Source organism: Streptomyces sp. NPDC045701 (assembly GCF_056432045.1).
The window spans coordinates 13245-32055 of the sequence record NZ_JBWKJV010000033.1 but is presented as its reverse complement, the minus strand read 5'-3'; the positions used below and the strand labels follow the sequence as shown (position 1 = coordinate 32055).

Sequence of the window (18811 nt, the reverse complement as noted above, 5' to 3'; positions counted from 1 at the left end):
CCGGTTCCCGGGCCCCCGCTCCGTACCGGCGTCCGCGCGACCGCGACACGCCGGGCCCGCCGCACCGGCCGCCCGCGCTCCGCGCCTCCCGGTCGGCGGCAACCACTCCCACCGGCCGGCGCACCCGCCACCACCGGCACGCGCCCTAGGAGACCCCCGTTGGCCACAGGCACCGAACAACCTCCACCCGGCAACGATGCCGCCACCGCCGCCCGCGGGGGCCGCGGTGGCGTCCACGGCCCCGCCCGCGCCACCATCGCCGCGAGCCACCTGCGCACCGACCGCTGGTGGCTCGCGCCCGCCGCCACCGCCGCCGGACTGCTGGCGTTCGTCGTCTACTCGACCTGGCGGGCCTTCGCGAACGGCGACTACTACGCGGCGCCCTACGTCTCGCCGTTCTACTCGCCCTGCCTCGCGGAGAACTGCGCGCCCATGAGGGGCGGCCCCAACTGGGAGGTGTTCGGCAGCTGGTGGGGCCTGTCCCCCGCCCTGCTGATCCTGGTCTTCCCGCTGGGCTTCCGGCTGACCTGCTACTACTACCGCAAGGCCTACTACCGGGGCTTCTGGGCGTCGCCCCCGGCCTGCGCGGTGGCCGAGCCCCACGGGAAGTACACCGGCGAGACCCGCTTCCCGCTCATCCTGCAGAACATCCACCGGTACTTCTTCTACGCCGCCCTGCCGGTCGCGGGCATCCTCACCTACGACACCGTGCTGACCTTCCGCGACGCGTCGTACGCCTGGGGCCACATGGGGCTCGGGACGCTGGTCTTCCTCGTCAACATCGTGCTGATCTGGGCGTACACCCTGTCCTGCCACTCCTGCCGGCACATCGTGGGCGGCCGGCTGAAGCACTTCTCCAAGCACCCCGTCCGCTACCGGCTGTGGGGCTGGGTCGGCACGCTGAACGCGCGGCACATGCAGCTCGCCTGGGCGTCGCTGCTCAGCGTCGCGCTCGCCGACTTCTACGTGTACCTGCTCGCCGTCGGTGCCTTCGACGACCCACGCTTCTTCTAGAAAAGGTGCTCATCGATGACCCAAGCGGAACGGCAGCAGTGGGACGTCGTCGTGGTCGGCGCCGGCGGGGCGGGGCTGCGGGCGGCCGTCGAGGCGCGCGAGCGGGGCGCCCGTACGGCCGTGATCTGCAAGTCGCTGTTCGGCAAGGCCCACACGGTGATGGCCGAGGGCGGCATCGCCGCCTCCATGGGCAACGCCAACGCCGGGGACAACTGGCAGGTCCACTTCCGCGACACCATGCGCGGCGGGAAGTTCCTCAACCAGTGGCGGATGGCCGAGCTGCACGCGCGCGAGGCGCCGGACCGGGTGTGGGAGCTGGAGACCTGGGGCGCCCTCTTCGACCGGACGAAGGACGGCCGCATCTCACAGCGCAACTTCGGCGGCCATGAGTACCCGCGGCTCGCCCACGTCGGCGACCGCACCGGCCTGGAGCTGATCCGTACGCTCCAGCAGAAGATCGTCTCCCTCCAGCAGGAGGACTTCCGCGCCTTCGGCGACTACGAGGCCCGGCTGAAGGTCTTCCAGGAGTGCACGGTCACCCGGGTGCTGAAGGACGACGACGGCCGGGTCGGCGGGACCTTCTGCTACGAACGCGAGTCCGGCCGCTTCTTCGTGCTGGAGGCCCCGGCGGTCGTCCTGGCGACCGGCGGGATCGGCAAGTCCTTCAAGGTGACGTCCAACTCCTGGGAGTACACCGGTGACGGGCACGCCCTGGCCCTGCTGGCGGGCGCGCGGCTGGTGAACATGGAGTTCGTGCAGTTCCACCCGACCGGCATGGTCTGGCCGCCGTCGGTGAAGGGCATCCTGGTCACGGAGTCGGTGCGCGGCGACGGAGGGGTGCTGCGCAACTCCGAGGGCGAGCGGTTCATGTTCGACTACGTCCCCGACGTGTTCAAGGACAAGTACGCCGAGTCGGAGGAGGAGGGCGACCGCTGGTACGAGGACCCGGACAACAACCGGCGGCCGCCCGAGCTGCTGCCGCGTGACGAGGTCGCCCGGGCGATCAACTCCGAGGTGAAGGCGGGGCGCGGCTCCCCGCACGGCGGCGTCTTCCTCGACGTGTCGACCCGGATGCCGGCCGAGGCGATCCGGCGCCGGCTGCCGTCGATGTACCACCAGTTCAAGGAGCTGGCGGACGTCGACATCACGGCCGAGGCGATGGAGGTCGGCCCGACCTGTCACTACGTGATGGGCGGCGTGGCGGTCGAGTCGGACACGGCCGAGGCGATCGGGGTGCCGGGGCTGTTCGCGGCCGGCGAGGTCGCGGGCGGCATGCACGGCTCCAACCGGCTCGGTGGGAACTCGCTGTCCGACCTGCTGGTCTTCGGCCGCCGCGCCGGGCTGTACGCGGCCCGGTACGCGAGCGGCCTGGCCGTCCGGCCGCCGGTGGCCGACGTCCAGGTCCACGCGGCGGCCGCCGAGGCGCTGCGCCCGTTCAGCGGCGAGACCGCCGGAGCGGGTGAGCGGCCGGAGAACCCGTACGCCCTGCACCAGGAGCTCCAGCAGACGATGAACGACCTGGTCGGCATCATCCGCCGCGAGGAGGAGATGCGGCAGGCGCTGCGGACCCTGGCCGAGCTGCGGCTGCGCGCCCGGGGAGCGGGCGTCGAGGGCCACCGCCAGTTCAACCCCGGCTGGCACCTCGCGCTGGACCTGCGGAACATGCTGCTGGTCAGTGAGTGCGTGGCGCGCGCGGCCCTGGAGCGCACCGAGAGCCGCGGCGGGCACACCCGGGAGGACTGCCCGGACATGGAACGCGCCTGGCGGCGGGTGAACCTGCTGTGCCGCATCGCCGACCCCGAGTCCGCCGAGGGGCAGATCGCCCTCGAACGCACGACGACCGAACCCATCCGTCCCGACCTGCTCGCCCTGTTCGACAAGGAGGAGCTGGTCAAGTACCTCGCCGAAGAGGAGCTCCACGAGTGACCGGTTATGACGCGAACTTCCGGGTGTGGCGGGGCGACACGGACGGCGGCGGGCTGAAGGACTTCACCGTCGAGGTCAACGAGGGCGAGGTGGTCCTGGACATCATTCACCGCCTCCAGGCCACCCAGGCCCCCGACCTGGCGGTGCGGTGGAACTGCAAGGCGGGCAAGTGCGGTTCGTGCAGTGCCGAGATCAACGGCCGGCCGCGGCTTATGTGCATGACGCGCATGTCGGTGTTCTCGCGGGAGGAGGTCGTCACGGTGACCCCGCTGCGGGCCTTCCCCGTCGTACGCGACCTGGTGACGGACGTGTCCTTCAACTACGAGAAGGCCCGCGAGGTGCCCTCCTTCGTGCCGCCGCCGGGTGTGGCCGCGGGCGACTACCGGATGCAGCAGATCGACGTGGAGCGCCCCCAGGAGTTCCGCAAGTGCATCGAGTGCTTCCTGTGCCAGGACACCTGTCATGTCGTCCGGGACCATGAGGAGAACAAGCCCGCCTTCGCGGGGCCGCGCTTCCTCATGCGCATCGCCGAACTGGACATGCACCCCCTGGACGCGGCGGCGGAGGCGGGCATCGACCGCAAGCGCACCGCGCAGGAGGACCACGGGCTCGGCTACTGCAACATCACCAAGTGCTGCACCGAGGTCTGCCCCGAGCAGATCAAGATCACCGACAACGCCCTCATCCCGCTGAAGGAGCGGGCGGTGGACCGCAAGTACGATCCCCTGGTCTGGCTCGGCGACAAGATCAGGCGCCGGAGGTCCTGACCCGCGGGTGCCAGCCGGCCCGGTACGCCGCCCAGTCCTCCTCCGTCGCCGCGAAGTCGACATACAGCGCGACCCCGAACCGCTCGCGGTCGCGGTCCGTGCGCCCCAGGCCCAGCCGGGTGCCGCGGACCGCGGCCGCGACCGTCTCCGCCGACTCGTGGTGGCCCAGGTCGTCCTCGTGGAAGAACGGCAGGCCCATCAGCAGGTCGGTGTCCTCGGGCGTGACCTCCAGCGCCAGCGAGGTCTGCCGGGCGACATAGCCGCCGTACATGCCCTCCAGCGGCATCCAGGTGTCGTAGGACATCACGGCTATCTGGTCGACCCTGCGGGCCACCTCGCCGAAGAACTCCTGCGACCACCACTTCTCGCTGCCGCTCAGCGCGCCGTTCACCGCGTGGGCCGCCGGCAGCGGGTCGATCTGGTGGGCGGCGACCGACAGCGGCGCGTCGCGGGCCCGGGTCACCTCACGCAGGTCGTCGAGGAGCGAGAGGTAGTTCCGGTCGCCGGAGAGCAGGGGCTCCAGGTCGAAGTGGACGCCGTCGAAGCCCGCGTCCAGGATCTGCCGCGTCGAGCGCACGACGGCCGCCCTGGACCCCGCCCGCTCCAGCCGCAGCCCGTCCGGCCCCTCCGTGGCCAGCACGTCCCCGAGCCAGGCCTGCACCCGTATACCGGGCATGGTGCGGTGCACGGAGTCGATCAGCCACCGCGCCCGGGGGTACCGGGCGGCGGGCAGCGCCCCGTCGTGCTCCAGCGGGCCGGCGTGGACGTACAGGTCCCGGATGCCCGTCCCCCTGATCCGCGCGGCGAACGCGGCGAGGTCGGCGTCCTTCTTCCGCCCGTCCACCCAGGCGTGACCGAGCCAGACGGCGTCCTTGCCGCGTGTGGTGGTCCCCTCCAGCGGTTCCCCCGCGTAGTTCGCCCGCAACGCCGCCCAGGCGGCGAGCGGGGGCAGCACGACCAGCAGGACGGCCACCACCGCGACCCGCCTGAGCCACCTGGGCCACCCGGGCCGCCTGAGCCACCCGGGCCATGCGGGCCCGGGACTCGCGAGCCCGGCTCGCCACGCACGTACCTTCACATCGAGCCCCCCGTCAGCCGTACCGACCGATCTTGACACTACTGCCCACCACTGACAGTGACGATCGGCGCCGGGTCGCGTACCGGCAAACGCCGTCATAACCTCACGAACGTGACGCGCGGAGCCTCTCGGTCCTGTCTCGCTGTCCTCCTCGGTGCCCTGGTGACGGCGTGCTGGCTGGTCCTGCCCGGCGCGCCGGGCGGCGCCGCCCGCGCCGTCGAGGCCGCCCCCGCCCGGACGGCCGCCGAGCCGGGCGGCGGGGGGAGTTCGGGCACCGACCTGATCCTGCCCGTGGGACTGATCGTGGTGGCCGGCGCGGTCGCGGCGTACACGTACACCACACGCCGGCGGCGCACCGCCACGCGCACCACGCCGCACGGCGGACCGGACCGGTGGGGTCCGCCCGCGGGGCCCGCCGTGGAGGAGCTGGACGCCCGCGCGCGGCGGGCGCTCGTCGACACGGACGACGCCGTCCGGGCGCGTGAGGAGGAACTCGGGTTCGCCGTCGCCCGGTCCGGGGAGGCGGCGGCCCGGCCGTTCGCCGAGGCGGTGCTCTGCGCCAGGGGCGAGCTGACCGAGGCATTCCGGCTCGGGCAGCGGCTCGACGAGGGGCACCCCGAGGACGGGACGACGCGCCGCCGGACGCTGGAGGAGATCACCGCGCGCTGCGGCGAGGCCGGCCGTCGGCTGGACGCGGAGGCGGAGGCGTTCGACCGGCTGCGCGCCCTGGAGGAGACGGCGCCCGAGGCCCTGGCAGCGGCGGAGTCGGCGTTCCGGGAGGTGAGCGGGCGGGCGGACCTGGTGGACGCGGCGCTCGTCGCGATGCGCGAGCGGTACGGGGAGTCGGCCGCCGCGCCCGTCGCGAGCGGCGTGGAACGCGCCGGGGAGCGGCTGCTGTTCGTGGCGGCCCGCCTGGAACGGGCGCGGCAGGCGGTGGAGGGCGGCGACAACGCCACGGCGGCGGTCGAAGTGCGGGCCGCCGAAGGCGCTCTCGCCCAGGCGACGCGGCTCGTCGACGCCGTCGACCGGCACGCCGGGGAACTGGCGGAGGCCGCGGGCCGGCTGCCGGTCGCCCTCGCCGACACGGAGGAGGACCTCGCCGGCGCCGGCGCGTCGCTGGAGGGGGCGGCGGGAGGGGTGCCGACGGCCGACCTGCGCGGCCGGGCCGCGCGTGCCGAGTCGGTGGTCACCGACGTACGCCGGGCCATGGCGGCCGGGCGGTACGACCCGATCGACGCGCTGCGCCGGATCGGGGAGGCGGACGCCGCGCTGGACGAGGCGCTGGCGGGCGTGCGGGAGCGCGCACGGGGGGCGCGGCGTGCGCGGGCGCTCCTCGGCCACGCGCTGCTCACGGCCGGCTCCGCCGTCGGGGCGGCGGCGGACTACATCGCCACGCACCGGGGAACGGTGGGCGCCCGGGCCCGTACCCGCCTGGCGGAGGCGGACCGCCGGCTGGCGCGGGCGCGGGAGATGGTGGCGGACGGCGGCGCGGGGGACGGCGCCACGCGCGACGGCGCGGGTGACGTGCGGGACGGGTCGGGTGACGTGCGGGACGCGGCGGCCGAGGCGCGGCGGGCGGACGTGCTGGCCCGGCAGGCCCGCGGCCTGGCGGAGCAGGACGTGGCGGGGTACGGAGCCCGGGACACCCCCGGGCCGGGGGACGCCCGAGCCGGATCCTGACGACGGGCCGGGAGGACGCGGCGCTCGGCGGCGTCCTCCTCGACGCCACTGTGGCAGCCGGGTCTTGGCGGCTGGTGGCCGAGCCGCGAGACGGCAGCTCCCGGGGCGGCGGAGGCCCCGGGCAGCGGCGGGACCGGCCGATGCCGTGGCGGGCCCACGGCCGGCCGGGCGGCGGAGCCCCGACCCCGGCCCGGTCCCCCGGCGCCGGGGGGCGCCGGGCGTCAGAACATGCTGAGCAACTGGTCGACGGTCGGCTCCGCGGTGGCGTCACCGTCCGGCAGGGCCAGCTCGAACCAGACCGTCTTGCCGCGCGGCGTACGGCGCGACCCCCAGCCCGCGCTGAGCAGACCGACCAGTTGGAGCCCGCGGCCGCCCTCGTCGGTGTCGCGGGCCCGCCGCCGCCGCGGCTGCACCAGACCGGCGTCCCACACCTCGCAGACGAGCGTGCGGTCGCGCAGCAGCCGCAGCCGTATCTCCCCCTCGCCGTAGCGCAGCGCGTTGGTGACGAGTTCACTGACGAGCAGTTCGACCGTGTCGACCAGCGGTTCGAGGTCCCAGGCCGTCAGCTGCGCCCGGGCCAGCTCCCGCGCCCGTCCCACCGAACGCGGTTCGCGCGGCAGCCGCCAGTCGCCGACGGCCTCGGTCGGCAGCCCCTGGATGCGGGCCATCAGCAGGGCGATGTCGTCCTCGCCGTGCCGGGTGTTCAGGGAGTTCAGCACATGGTCGCAGACGTCCTCGAGCGGCCGGACCGGGTCCGTCAGCGCGCTGCGGAACGCCTGGAGACCCTCGTCGAGGGGGTGGTCGCGGGACTCGACGAGCCCGTCGGTGTAGAGGGCGAGCAGCGCGCCCTCGGGAAGTTCGACCTCGACCTCCTCGAAGGGCTCGCCGCCGACACCCAGCGGCATCCCGGGCGGTACCTCGAGCAGCAGCGCGGCCTCGCCCGGTTCGACGAGCACCGGCGGCAGGTGGCCGGCGTTGGCGAACGTACAGCGGCGGGTGACCGAGTCGTACACGGCGTAGACGCAGGTCGCGAGGTAGACCTCGGACAGCTCCGGGCCGCGCGCCGTGTCGGCGACCCGCGAGGCCTGGCCGCCCCCGGTGGGGGTGCCGAGGCCGCGGGCGATCTCGTCGAGGTGGGAGAGCACCTCGGCCGGCTCCAGGTCGAGCTGGGCCAGGGTGCGTACGGCGGTGCGCAGTTCGCCCATGGCGACGGCGGCCCGCAGCCCGCGCCCCATGACGTCGCCGACGACCAGGGCGGTGCGGTGGCCGGGCAGCTGGATGACGTCGAACCAGTCGCCCCCGACCTCCGTGGCGGTGTTGCCGGGCAGGTAGCGGCAGGCGATGTCCAGTCCGGCGGCCTCCGGGTCGCCCGGCGGGAGGAGGCTGCGCTGCAGGATGAGGGCCCGTTCGTGCTCCCGCCGGTAGAGGCGGGCGTTGTCGATGCAGACCGCCGCGCGGGCGGCGAGCTCGGCGGCGAGCGCCCGGTCGCGTTCGCCGAACGGTTCGCTGCCCTTGGTGCGGGAGAACTGCGCCAGTCCGACGACGGTGTCGTGCGCCACCATCGGCACGACGAGCGTCGACTGGACGAGGCCGCCCTCCGCGCCGGACATCGCGCTCGGCCGCCCGGTGCGCAGGGCGTCGGCGCAGGGCGAGTTGAAGGGGTAGCGGTGGAGGGCGCCGACGTCTATCGGTGTCGGCTCGCAGCAGCCGGGCGCGGTGCCGGGGTTCAGCAGCGGGGCGTCGGAGACGGCGCTGGCGAACGCGACCCGGCGCAGTTCGGCGCTGGCTCCGTCGGCGCGTCCGGGGGGAGCCTCCACGCCGCTCAGCAGCCCTTGGTAGAGGTCGACGGAGGCCAGGTCGCAGAAGCCGGGGACGGCGACGTCGAGAAGCTCGCGGGCGGTGGTCTCCAGGTCCAGGGAGTTGCCTATGCGGGCGCCGGCCTCGTTGAGGAGGGCCAGGTTGCGGCGGGCGCTGGCCGCTTCACGGGCGGCCATCTGACGGCGGGTGACGTCGGTGCCGAGGCCGGCGACGCCGACGGGACGGCCGGATCCGCTGTGCACCCGGTAGAGGTTGACCGACCAGTGCCGGCGGTCGGTGCCGCCGGGCACCGCGCCGGTGAGTTCGAGGTCGGTGACGGGCTCGCCGGTCTCCAGGACCCGGCGCAGCGCGGCGGTCATCCGCTCGGCCTCGGGGCGGGAGAGGTAGTCGTGGACGGTGCGGCCGCGGTGGTCGTCGGCGGAGCCGCCGAAGACGGTCGCGAAGCGCTGGTTGGCGCGCCTGACCGTGAGGTCGGTGTCGAACAGCAGAAAGCCGAAAGGAGATTGTCCGAAAATGGCCTGCGAGGCGGCGAGGTCCGTCTCGATCCGCCTCAGCGCGCGGACGTCGACGACGATGCAGAGCGCGGCCTTCTCGCCGCGTTCCGTCTCGCTCGGCATCACGTAGACCTCGGCGATCCCGCGCGGCCCGCGCTCCCCCGGCATACGGAAGGGGACCAGGCCGGTCCACTCCTTGCCGTCGAGGATCTCGGAGACCTTGCGGTGGCCGCGCGGCCGCAGTTCGGCGGGCATGAACGCCTCGACCGGGTCCTTGCCCCTGACCTCCTCGGCAGTGACGCCGAACAGGTCGGCGGCACGGAGGCTCCACTGGTCGACCAGCCCGTCGGGGCCGATCGAGAAGGAGGCGACCCTGATGTAGTCGTAGATCGAGCCAGGTGGACTGCTCTGCCACACGACGCCGTTCGCCGTCTCAGATATCTCGCTCACGCGACCGTCCCCTCCAGCTCACCGCACCGGACCGGCCATTCCCGCAGTATTCAGCACTACGGCCCCCGGCGGCACGCCGTTCACGATCACAGGGTGGTCTCGTTCGTTTTGAGCCGAGCCCGAAGGTGATCGTTGTCCCTTCCCTCTTCTAACCAGGCAGGGCCAGCTCGAACCACACCGTCTTACCCGACCTGCCCATTCGAGTCCCCCAGCGGCGGGCGGAGCAGGCGACCAGTTGCAGCCCCCGGCCACCTTCGTCGTCCGGTCCGGCGGGCCGTTCCAGGGGAGGATCCGGTAGGGGATCGGACACCTCGACGAGGAGCGCCGGCGCGTAGGGGAAGGCCTCCTCGTCAGGAGGGAGCCGGAGCAGCCGGACCCCGATCGGGCCGGAGGCGTAGCGCAGGGAATTGGTCACCAGCTCGCTCACCAGCAGCACCGTCACGTCGACGGTCGCCGGGTTGAGCTGCCAGCCGTGCAGCGCGTCACGTACCGCGTGGCGGGCGGCGCGTACGGCGCCGAGCTCGGCAGGGAAGATCCACTCGGCGCACTCGCCCTCGGTGTCGATCACGCCGACCACTTCCAGACCCAGCGGCGGACCCACGTCCAATTTCGGTGGGTTAATCAGCACATACCCGATATTTCGGGTGGACTATCGTCACCGCAGGCGCATCGTGGCACGAACGGCGTACACCTCGGCCTCGCGCTCCTCGCCGACCCCCCGCCATCCGCGTCCGCCGGCGCACCCCGGCGCCCCCGCTGACATCGCCCGCGACCGGCCGCCCCGCACGCCGCATCCGCGCCAGCGGCGCCGCCTTACGGCCAGACCCTCGGGCTGCGCACGCGCCCCACGCGTGGGGGGGGCGGCCGGGTGGGGGCGGCGGCGCGCGACGGTCCCGGTCGGCGCCCGGCGCGTGGCTGGGCGCGCGAAGGGCGGGGTGAAGGGTTGGGCGGCACGGCTCGCGGTACGGGCACGGGATCCGGGCCGGTACGGGCGCGGGGCCCGCGTACATGGCGCCCACGTCTCCGGGAAGCCGGGGTGGCGGCCCGGCGGTCCGTCAGGGGCGGCTGCCGGGGGCCTCGGTGGGGAGCCGGCGGGCGACCTGCGCCACAGCGGGACGGTCCTGATCCAGCCAGTCGACGGTGTCCAGTTCATGCCGGAACAGCCACCGCAGCTCGTCGTGGTCCTGCAAGGGGCGGGGCTCACCGGAGACGAGCCGGGCGGTCCACACCTGGAGGACGTAACCGGGCGCCAGCGGCCATTCGCCGGGGATCCGTTCACCCGGCTCCGTCTCCACGCCCAGCTCTTCGCGCAGCTCACGTACGAGGGCCTGCGGCGCGGTCTCGCCCGGTTCCAGCTTGCCGCCCGGCAGCTCCCAGCGGCCGGCGAGCTCCGGCGGGGCGCTGCGGCGCGCGGCGAGCAGCCGCCCCTCGTCGAAGACGGCCCCGGCCACCACCACACGATCTGTCATGCGCCGGAGCGTAACGCGCGGCGGGCGGCGCGCCCGCCGCGGTCAGGTGGCGGGCTGACCCACGCGCTCCACCCAGTAGAGCTGCTCGGGCCCGGGCCCGTCGAGACTGTCGGCGATCTTCTGCGCCTCGTCCCTCGTCGCGTACCTGCCCACCCGGTAGTGGTTGCCGTTGTCGTCCTGCCGGATCACCAGCCAGGGAAGGACCGCGCCGCTCTCACTCATCACGCCCACCCTCCGCCGGCCTGCGCACTTCTAAGCATCCACACGAAACAGCGATCCGCATATGCCTGAGCCTACGCCAGACCTTTACTGTGCGGATACGTCTTTTTACGAAGAGGTACGCATCCGGCCAGGGAATCGGTGCGGAAAGGGGGCGCACCCGGCCGGGTGCGCCCCCTTGCGGATTCCACGGCATCGCACGCGGCGCACCGTGTCACGCGGCACCACGCGAGGCCGGGCCGGGACCGGCCGCGAACCGGCGCGCGGCCGAGGCCCGTCAGCCGTCAGCCGGTCGCGGTCACCGCACCGGAAGGTGATAGGCGATGCGGTAGCGGTCGGCCGGCACGACCACGTCCGCCGTCTCGACCGCCCTCCCCGACGCGTAGTAGGTCCGCTCCACCACCATCACGACGTGTCCCGGCACCCCTCCCAGCGTCAGGAGTTCCTCCGCCAGCCCCGGGCGCGCGCCGACCTCCTCCACCACGTTGTCCACGACGACGTCGATCGCGGCCATCCGCTCGACGACCCCGCAGCCGCCCAGCGGCCCCTCCTCGGGCAGCATCACGGGTGTGCGCCCGGTGACGGCGAGCGGCTCCCATGAGGTGGAGAGCATCATCGGCTCTCCCGCCTCCCGGAAGACGTACCGCGTGCGCATCACCCGGTCCCCCGGCTCGACGCCGAGGCGCTCGGCGACGGCGGCGCTCGCCGGCTCCTGCTCGCTGTGGGACTCCCAGGTGCCGCGCGCACTCTCGGCGGCCTGCTCCTGCCGGAAGGGGTTGGCGCCCGCCGTCAGGCCGAAGCCGGAGCGGGCGATCCGGCGCGGCACGGGCCGCTCCCGGACGTACGTCCCCGAACCCGACCGGCCCTCGACGAGCCCCTCGGCCATCAGGACCTTGCGGGCTTCCAGCGCGACGGTGTCCGAGACGCCGTACTCCTCGCGGATGCGCGCCTGCGAGGGGAGCCGGGTGTGGGGCGGGAGCGAGCCATTGACGATCTTTTCCCGGAGATCGCTCGCAACGCGCAGATAAGCGGGCTGCTCACCGAAGGTCACGGGCCACTCCCATCAGGTTGACAGACAGCAACAGACTGGCAACGGTCGGTCGCATACCGCAAGCATGGGCCAGAGTTTCACCCGATGTGATGACGGCCGTTTGGGCACCAGTTCACCATGGGTACGGGCCGGTGAACCGGCGCTCCGGCGCCCATCCGAAGACCGGTCCGGCCCGCCCGGCCAGGCCCACTCGGTCCGCGCCGCCGACCGACCCGCCCGTGCCGGCCCGGCCGCGCCGGCCCCCGTGTCGCCCCTCCTCGCGCCGGCCCGCCTCCGCACCCGCTCAGGAACCGGACGTACCGTCCGCCGGCGGTGTGACGTCCAGCTTCAGGGCGCCGCGCGCCTTCGCGCCCAGGTCGGCGGGGAGGGCGTCGTACGCGGGCTCGTAGTGCTCCCAGAAGGTGTCCGGGTCCGTGGCGGCCGCCATCTTCGCCCAGTGCTTCCCGGCCGCGTCCAGCTCCTCGGCCAGGTTCGCCACCGGCCCGCGCGCCGCGGCCGGCCACGGGTGGGCGCGCAGTCCGGCCGCCGTCCCGTTCACGGTGTCCGACACCTTCCCGGCCCACGCCACATTGGCCTTCCGGTCCTCCTCGACGTCGGCCTCGGGCTCCTCCAGGAGAGCCGCGTCGATCTGGTTGACCCGCTTCAGAAAGGCGACCTGGTGCTCGTCGAGGGTCTCCTCGTCACCGCGCACCGATCCGGTGAGCTTGCCCGTCTCGGCGGCGAAGGCGCAGGTCACCGACCGGTCGCCGGCCGCCCAACTCTCCTTGCTCGGCTGGTAGTAGAACATCCACGCGTTGTCGGGGACTGCCCAGCCGTCCAGCGCGTAGGCGGTGTTCAGCGCCTCGCAGCGCCGCTCGGCGACCGGCTCGATGGGCTTGTCGCCGGGCCACTCGTCGAACTCGCCGATCGTGAAACCGCCGGCCACCTCGCCGTCGTGGGGCTCGGCGCAGTCCACGATCGTGACGTCGACGGCCTCCGTCTCGTCGACGCCGCCGGGGCTGTTGAAGCACTGCCCCTTGCGCAGCTCGAAGGCCGAGCGCGTCCGGGACGCCTCGTCGACGGCGTCCCGCATGCCGTCGGAGACGTCCCGGAACGCCCCCGTGGTGAGTCCGGCCACCACCAGCAGCGTGCTCACCAGGGACAGGACCACGCCCGTGACGGCCATGCCCGTGCCCCGCTCGCCCCGCTTCCTGATCTGCCCGAGGGCGATCCCGCCCAGGACCATGCCGAGCGGCGGCACCAGACAGATGATGCCGGTGACGAGGGAGGCGATGGCCAGCCCGTTGACGTTCACCGGGGGCGGCGGGCCGGGCGTGCCGTAGAACGGCGGAGGACCCTGCGGGTACGCCTGCTGGGGCGGCGGCCAGCCCCGCGGGGCGGGTCCGTGGGGGGCGGTTCCCTGGGGGCCCGTTCCCTGGAGTGGGTCCACGGGCGGACCGTCGGGCGATCCCTGGGGGGACGGTTCCACGGTTCTCGGTGCTCCTGTCGGGGGCGGGGTGGATCGAATGCGCGTGCGGCTGGCGCATCGTACGCGGTCCGCGACAGGAGGCGGAACGCGGGCGGCGCGACGGTTCACGGCCGGCGAGCCGCGCACAAAGGAGAGGCGGCCGCCATGACGGCGACCGCCCCCCTTCTCACCCGCTGGACGCTCAGAACTGCAGAGCCCAGGAGTCGATCCTCCCGGTGTCGTAGTTCGCGTTGTCACTCACGCGCAGCTTCCACGTTCCGTTCGCGACCTCGGAGGAGGCGTTGACCGTGTACGTGGTGTTGATGTTGTCGGCGCTGCCGCCCGTGCCGTACGCCTTGAGCGTGTAGGCGGTGCCGTCAGGGGCGATCAACTGCACCTGGAGGTCACCGATGTACGTGTGAACGATGTTCACGGGCACCTGGAGGGCGGACGGGGCGTTGCCCTCGACGCCGCTGACGGTGACCGGCGACTCGGCGGTCGCGTTGTCGTTGATCGCGTAGTCGGTGGTGTTCTCGAAGCGCTTGCCGGGCGGCGGCGTGGTGCCGCCGTCGCCCACGTACAGCAGGCGGTTCGGGGAGCCGGTGCCCGGGTTGCCCACCACGCCGGTGGTGGCGGCGGAGGTGAGGGCGGTGGCGACCTGCGACGGGGTGGCCGTCCGGTTGTTCGCCAGGTAGAGGGCCGCGGCGCCCGCCACGTGCGGGGTCGCCATCGACGTACCGGAGATGGTGTTGGTGGCGGTGTCGCCGGTGTTCCACGACGAGGTGATGGAGGAGCCGGGCGCGAACAGGTCCACCAGGCTGCCGTAGTTGGAGAAGCTGGAGCGGGCGTCCGTGCTGGTGGTCGAGCCGACCGTGATGGCCTCGGCGACGCGCGCCGGCGAGGAGTTGGACGCGTCACGGCCGTCGTTGCCCGCCGCGATGGCGTAGGTGACGCCGCTGGCTATGGAGTTGCGCACGGCGGTGTCGAGCGCGGAGTCCACGCCGCCGCCCAGGCTCATGTTGGCCACGGCCGGCTTGACGGCGTTGCGGGTCACCCAGTCGATGCCGGCGACCACCTGGGCGGTGGTGCCGGAGCCGGAGTTGTTGAGGACGCGGACACCGACGATCTTCGCCTTCTTGGCCACGCCGTAGGAGGACCCGGCGACGGTGCCGGCGACGTGCGTGCCGTGACCGTGGCCGTCCTGCGCCGTGTTGTCGTTGTCGATGGCGTCGTAGCCGTAGGTGGCCCGCCCGCCGAAGTCGCTGTGGGTGATGCGTACGCCGGTGTCGATGACGTACGCGGTGACGCCCTCGCCCGCCGGCTCGGGGTAGGTGTAGCTCTGGTTGAGCGGCAGTGCGCGCTGGTCGATCCGGTCCAGGCCCCAGGACGGCGGGGACGGCTGGGTGCCGGTGATCGTGAAGACGCGGTTCTGCACGACCGAGTCGACGGCCGGGTCGGCGGCCAGCTTCTTGGCCTGCGCCTCGGAGAGTTCGACGGCGTAGCCGTTGAGGGCGGAGGTGTACGTCTTCTCGATCTTCGCGCCGTAGCGGGCGGCGACGGCCCTGCCCGCCTTGGACTCGGCGTCCGCGGCCGACTCGTCGAGGGTGACGATGTAGCTGCCCGCGATGGCGCCGGGGGCTCCGGCGTTCTCGATCACACCTTCCGGGGCGGCCGCGGCCGCGTTGGCCGGGAGGGCGGAGAGGGTGCCGAGCGCGAGGGCGGCGACGACGGTGGCGCCGGCTGCGGCCAGTCTTCGCCGCGGGGTACGCATCACTGACATGTGAGGGGTCCTCCTCATTGGTGGTGCGCTGCTGTGGGGGTGTTCGGCAGGGGCATGACAAACAGCGCCGCCTTGTACGCGGCGTTGCCCGAATCCGTCTGCCGACCGAAAGATTGACCGATCCATAGGAATCCCACAAGGGTCCTGACGCGCCGGTAACAGCCCTGCCACACGAATGACATGCTGACTTTCATGACCCTTTCGGCCCGCTATCTGTGCCCCCGGTGCGGCACCGGATCGTCCGTATCGTCACTGACCTGGTGCTGCCCCGAATGCCGGGGCCCCTGGGACCTCGATTTCCGGGCCGCGCCCCTCTCCCTGGCGTCCCTCGCCGGCCGGACCGGTTCGCTGTGGCGCTACGCGGAGGCGCTGCCCCTCGCCGACCCCCGGTGCTCGCTCGGCGAAGGCCGTACGCCGCTCGTCCGGCTCACCGACACCGTCTCGGCCAAGCTCGACTTCCTGATGCCCACCCTGTCGTTCAAGGACCGCGGCGCCGTCATGCTGGCCGAACTGGCCCGCCGCCTGGCCCCGCGCCGCGTGATCGCCGACAGCAGCGGCAACGCCGGCACCGCCATGGCGGCGTACTGCGCCCGCGCGGGACTGGGCTGCACGGTGTACGTCCCCGAGGGCACCCCCGCCAAGAAGCTGGAGCAGATCCGGGCACACGGGGCGCGGCTCGCGGTCGTGCCCGGGGACCGCGAGGCGGCGGCGCTGGCGGCCCGCGAGGCGGCCGGTGAACCTGGCACCTTCTACGCCTCGCACGTCTTCAACCCCTACTTCCTGCACGGCACGAAGACGTACGTGTACGAGCTGTGGGAGGACCTCGGCGGGCGGCTGCCCGACACGCTGGTCGTCCCCGTGGGCAACGGCACCCTGCTTCTGGGCGCCGCCCTCGCCACCGCCGAGCTGGCCGCACACGGCCTGATCCCGGTTCGCCCCGCGCTGGTGGCCGTGCAGGCCGAGGCGGTCGCGCCGCTGGCGGAGGCGTTCCGCGCGGGCGCCGACGAGCCGCCGGCCGCCCCCGCACCGGTGCGCGCCACCCTCGCCGAGGGCATCGCCATCCCGAACCCCCCGCGGGCCCGCCAGATCCTGCGGGCGGTACGCGAGTCGGGCGGGACCTTCCTCACGGTGACGGAGGACCGGATCCGGGAGGCCCAGCTCGACCTGGCCGCCCGCGGGCTGTTCGTCGAGCCGACGGGCGTGGCGTGCTGGGCGGCGATCCGCGCGGAGCCGCGCGTCGGCAGCACGGTGGTCCCGCTGTGCGGCGCGGGCGCCAAAACGGGCCTGGCCGCCCCCTGAATCCCCGCGCCGCGCCGCCCGGCGCCCGCGGGTGCAGCATGGAAGAGGGGCCGGAACCGAACCGTCACCGGAGGTGCGGAAGCCATGGGCACGTACATGGACGTCCATCGAGGCATGAAGGGCATCACCTCGGACCAGCTGAGCGAGGCCCACCGCGCGGACCTCGCCATAGAGAAGGAGGAAGGGGTCCACTTCGAGCACGCCTGGGCCGACCCCGAGTCGGGCACGGTGTACTGCCTGTCCACCGGCCCCTCGGCCGACGCGGTGCAGCGCATCCACGAGCGCACCGGCCACGCCCCCGACGAGATCCACGAGGTGACCCTCTCGGTCTGACGAACCCCGCCCCACGCGCGGCGCCACCGACGCCCCTCCGCGACCTGGGCAGCGGTGCACGCCCAGCCACCCGGCCCTCCGCCACTCCCAGTGGCCGGGCGGCCGGCACACACCGCGAGCGATGGATCGCCACGCCTGCGGCCACTGTGTACACATGGGACACTCGGTACCTTTGAGCGCATGCAGCCACGGCCCGTAGGGTCCATCCGCGACGTGCGCGCGCACTTGGCGGAGGTCGTGGAGCGCGCGGAGCGCGACGACGTACCCACGGTAATCACGCGGCGGGGCAAGGAAGTCGCCGCCGTGGTCTCCATCAAAGGTGCTGCGCAAGTACCAGGAATGGGAAGAGCGCGAGATCAACCGGATCATCGACGAGCGCATGGCCAACCCGGCTCCCGGCATCCCGATCGAGGACATCATGAGGGAGACGCTGGCCCGCGGTGAGTGAGTACCGAACCGTCTTCCGCCCCGAGGCGCAGGCCGAGCTTCGGAAGATCCCTCGCTACATGGCTCTGCGCGTCCTGGCCAAGCTGACCGAACTGGAGACCGACCCCCTCGGCTTCAACACCACCGCACTCGTGTCCCAGCCCGAGCGACGCCGTCTGCGCGTCGGCGACTACCGCGTCGTCTACACGATCGACAACGGGGACCTGGTGGTCCGGGTCGTTCACGCGGGACACCGGTCCACCGTTCATGAGACCGATCGCCCCTGACCCACCGTCAGAACATCCAGCACCCATCCAGCACGGTGACGACGAAGGGGGCTGACTCGATAGCGTCCGCCCCCTCCTGACCTGCATGTTTGCCACGTCAGCGACGTGGTGTCACTTCACCCGCTCAGACGTTGAAGCGGAACTCCACCACGTCGCCGTCCTGCATGACGTAGTCCTTGCCCTCCATGCGGGCCTTGCCCGCCGAGCGGGCCTCGGCGACCGAGCCGGTTTCGACGAGGTCGGCGAAGGAGATGACCTCGGCCTTGATGAAGCCCTTCTGGAAGTCGGTGTGGATCACACCGGCCGCCTCGGGGGCCGTCGCGCCCTTCTTGATCGTCCAGGCGCGGGACTCCTTGGGGCCGGCCGTCAGGTAGGTCTGGAGGCCGAGGGTGTCGAAGCCGACGCGGGCCAGGGTGGCGAGGCCGGGCTCCTCGGCGCCGACGGACTGGAGGAGCTCCATGGCGTCCTCCTCGTCGAGCTCGGCGAGGTCGGCCTCGAGCTTGGCGTTGAGGAAGATCGCCTCGGCCGGGGCGACCAGGGCGCGCTGCTCGTCCTTGAAGGTGTCGTCCATCAGCTCGTCCTCGTCGACGTTGAAGACGTAGAGGAACGGCTTGGTGGTGAGCAGGTGCAGGTCGTGCAGCAGCTCGGCCCTCTCGGAGCCCTGGACGATGCCCTGCGAGAAGAGGGTGTCGCCCCGCTCCAGGATCTCCTTTGCCGCCTCGACCGCCGCGACCTTCGGTACGACGTCCTTCTTGATCCTCGACTCCTTCTGGAGGCGCGGCAGGACCTTCTCGATGGTCTGGAGGTCGGCGAGGATCAGCTCGGTGTTGATCGTCTCGATGTCGTCCTTCGGCGAGACCTTGCCGTCGACGTGGACGACGTTCTCGTCCTTGAAGGCGCGGATGACCTGGCAGATCGCGTCCGACTCGCGGATGTTCGCCAGGAACTTGTTGCCCAGGCCCTCGCCCTCGCTCGCGCCGCGCACGATGCCCGCGATGTCGACGAAGTCGACCGTGGCCGGCAGGACGCGCTGCGAGGAGAAGATCTCGGCCAGTTTGGTGAGGCGGGCGTCGGGGACCCCGACGACGCCGACATTCGGCTCGATGGTGGCGAACGGGTAGTTGGCCGCCAGTACGTCGTTCTTGGTCAGGGCGTTGAACAGGGTCGACTTGCCGACATTCGGCAGGCCGACGATTCCGATCGTGAGCGACACGTTGGCGACTTCCCTAGAAGTGAGGATGGTGGGCCGACCCCCCAGTTTACGGGCGTGGCG

The 18811-nt window shown here is 72.8% G+C and carries 16 protein-coding genes and 1 pseudogene; 8 read left to right on the top strand and 9 right to left on the bottom strand.

All coding sequences use genetic code 11. The annotated features are described in order from the left end of the window. The first annotated feature begins 159 nt into the window (after positions 1-159). From AC07DW_RS26360 to AC07DW_RS26350, 3 genes are read left to right on the top strand one after another with little or no spacing between them, the layout of a single operon-like run. Positions 160-1014 (top strand): hypothetical protein, encoded by an 855-nt coding sequence (locus AC07DW_RS26360; RefSeq protein WP_478860172.1) that lies wholly within the window; start codon positions 160-162, stop codon positions 1012-1014. Between the two features lie 15 nt (positions 1015-1029). Beyond that, positions 1030-2940: a fumarate reductase/succinate dehydrogenase flavoprotein subunit gene (locus AC07DW_RS26355; RefSeq protein WP_478860171.1), complete on the top strand. Its 1911-nt coding sequence runs from the start codon at positions 1030-1032 to the stop codon at positions 2938-2940. Next, entirely contained in the window at positions 2937-3707 is a 771-nt protein-coding gene (locus tag AC07DW_RS26350) for a succinate dehydrogenase/fumarate reductase iron-sulfur subunit (protein WP_478860170.1), read from the top strand. The genes AC07DW_RS26355 and AC07DW_RS26350 overlap by 4 nt, the downstream gene beginning before the upstream one ends. On the opposite strand, the gene AC07DW_RS26345 is transcribed toward AC07DW_RS26350, so the two are convergent. Then, entirely contained in the window at positions 3688-4884 is a 1197-nt protein-coding gene (locus tag AC07DW_RS26345) for a glycoside hydrolase family 18 protein (protein WP_478860169.1), read from the bottom strand. The two genes, AC07DW_RS26350 and AC07DW_RS26345, sit on opposite strands and share 20 nt — an antisense overlap. A gap of 12 nt (positions 4885-4896) precedes the next feature. Between AC07DW_RS26345 and AC07DW_RS26340 the strand changes: the two genes are divergently transcribed. Next, on the top strand, positions 4897-6465 hold the full coding sequence (locus tag AC07DW_RS26340) for a hypothetical protein (protein WP_478860168.1): 1569 nt from the start codon (positions 4897-4899) through the stop codon (positions 6463-6465). Positions 6466-6686: 221 nt separating this feature from the next. Here AC07DW_RS26340 and AC07DW_RS26335 read toward each other — a convergent pair whose 3' ends face one another. From AC07DW_RS26335 to AC07DW_RS26305, 7 genes are all read right to left on the bottom strand, one after another. Then, on the bottom strand, positions 6687-9227 hold the full coding sequence (locus AC07DW_RS26335; RefSeq protein WP_478860167.1) for a SpoIIE family protein phosphatase: 2541 nt from the start codon (positions 9225-9227) through the stop codon (positions 6687-6689). Between the two features lie 148 nt (positions 9228-9375). Next, positions 9376-9804 carry an ATP-binding protein gene (locus AC07DW_RS26330; protein ID WP_478860198.1) on the bottom strand — a complete coding sequence of 143 codons (429 nt, stop codon included), beginning with the start codon at positions 9802-9804 and terminating at the stop codon, positions 9376-9378. Between the two features lie 478 nt (positions 9805-10282). Continuing rightward, positions 10283-10696, bottom strand: a complete 414-nt coding sequence (locus tag AC07DW_RS26325) for a (deoxy)nucleoside triphosphate pyrophosphohydrolase (RefSeq protein WP_478860166.1) — start codon at positions 10694-10696, stop codon at positions 10283-10285. 42 nt (positions 10697-10738) lie between these two features. Continuing rightward, the gene (locus AC07DW_RS26320; RefSeq protein ID WP_478860165.1) at positions 10739-10918 is read right to left on the bottom strand and encodes an SPOR domain-containing protein; all 180 of its coding nucleotides are present in this window, start codon (positions 10916-10918) and stop codon (positions 10739-10741) included. Between the two features lie 295 nt (positions 10919-11213). Further along, a complete protein-coding gene (locus tag AC07DW_RS26315; protein ID WP_478860164.1) occupies positions 11214-11966 on the bottom strand; it encodes a GntR family transcriptional regulator in 753 nt (250 codons plus the stop codon). 283 nt (positions 11967-12249) lie between these two features. Then, a complete protein-coding gene (locus tag AC07DW_RS26310) occupies positions 12250-13395 on the bottom strand; it encodes a DUF4190 domain-containing protein (RefSeq protein ID WP_478860163.1) in 1146 nt (381 codons plus the stop codon). Positions 13396-13615: 220 nt separating this feature from the next. Continuing rightward, a complete protein-coding gene (locus AC07DW_RS26305) occupies positions 13616-15193 on the bottom strand; it encodes a S8 family peptidase (RefSeq protein WP_478860162.1) in 1578 nt (525 codons plus the stop codon). A 180-nt stretch (positions 15194-15373) separates the two neighbouring features. Here AC07DW_RS26305 and AC07DW_RS26300 point away from each other — a divergent pair, with 180 nt between their 5' ends. The 4 genes and pseudogenes from AC07DW_RS26300 to AC07DW_RS26285 all read left to right on the top strand — a co-directional run bounded on the left by AC07DW_RS26300 (position 15374) and on the right by AC07DW_RS26285 (position 17538). Then, entirely contained in the window at positions 15374-16492 is a 1119-nt protein-coding gene (locus tag AC07DW_RS26300) for a threonine synthase (RefSeq protein ID WP_478860161.1), read from the top strand. An 84-nt stretch (positions 16493-16576) separates the two neighbouring features. Next, complete coding sequence (locus AC07DW_RS26295) at positions 16577-16825, top strand: SCO4226 family nickel-binding protein (protein WP_478860160.1); 249 nt, start codon at positions 16577-16579, stop codon at positions 16823-16825. A 180-nt stretch (positions 16826-17005) separates the two neighbouring features. Next, positions 17006-17273: pseudogene (locus AC07DW_RS26290) on the top strand (type II toxin-antitoxin system Phd/YefM family antitoxin). Beyond that, on the top strand, positions 17266-17538 hold the full coding sequence (locus tag AC07DW_RS26285; RefSeq protein ID WP_478860159.1) for a type II toxin-antitoxin system RelE family toxin: 273 nt from the start codon (positions 17266-17268) through the stop codon (positions 17536-17538). Before AC07DW_RS26290 ends, AC07DW_RS26285 begins: the two are co-directional and overlap by 8 nt. A 124-nt stretch (positions 17539-17662) precedes the next feature. Here AC07DW_RS26285 and ychF read toward each other — a convergent pair whose 3' ends face one another. After that, positions 17663-18751 (bottom strand): redox-regulated ATPase YchF, encoded by a 1089-nt coding sequence (gene ychF, locus AC07DW_RS26280; RefSeq protein WP_478860158.1) that lies wholly within the window; start codon positions 18749-18751, stop codon positions 17663-17665. Between the last annotated feature and the right edge of the window lie 60 nt (positions 18752-18811).

Bases quoted from the DNA above. Each gene is read 5' to 3' on its own strand.
- AC07DW_RS26355 (WP_478860171.1), top strand. From the start codon at position 1,030: ATGACCCAAGCGGAACGGCAGCAGTGGGACGTCGTCGTGGTCGGCGCC.
- AC07DW_RS26345 (WP_478860169.1), bottom strand. From the start codon at position 4,884: ATGACGGCGTTTGCCGGTACGCGACCCGGCGCCGATCGTCACTGTCAG.
- AC07DW_RS26325 (WP_478860166.1), bottom strand. From the start codon at position 10,696: ATGACAGATCGTGTGGTGGTGGCCGGGGCCGTCTTCGACGAGGGGCGG.
- AC07DW_RS26320 (WP_478860165.1), bottom strand. From the start codon at position 10,918: ATGAGTGAGAGCGGCGCGGTCCTTCCCTGGCTGGTGATCCGGCAGGAC.
- AC07DW_RS26305 (WP_478860162.1), bottom strand. From the start codon at position 15,193: ATGTCAGTGATGCGTACCCCGCGGCGAAGACTGGCCGCAGCCGGCGCC.
- AC07DW_RS26300 (WP_478860161.1), top strand. From the start codon at position 15,374: ATGCTGACTTTCATGACCCTTTCGGCCCGCTATCTGTGCCCCCGGTGC.
- AC07DW_RS26295 (WP_478860160.1), top strand. From the start codon at position 16,577: ATGGGCACGTACATGGACGTCCATCGAGGCATGAAGGGCATCACCTCG.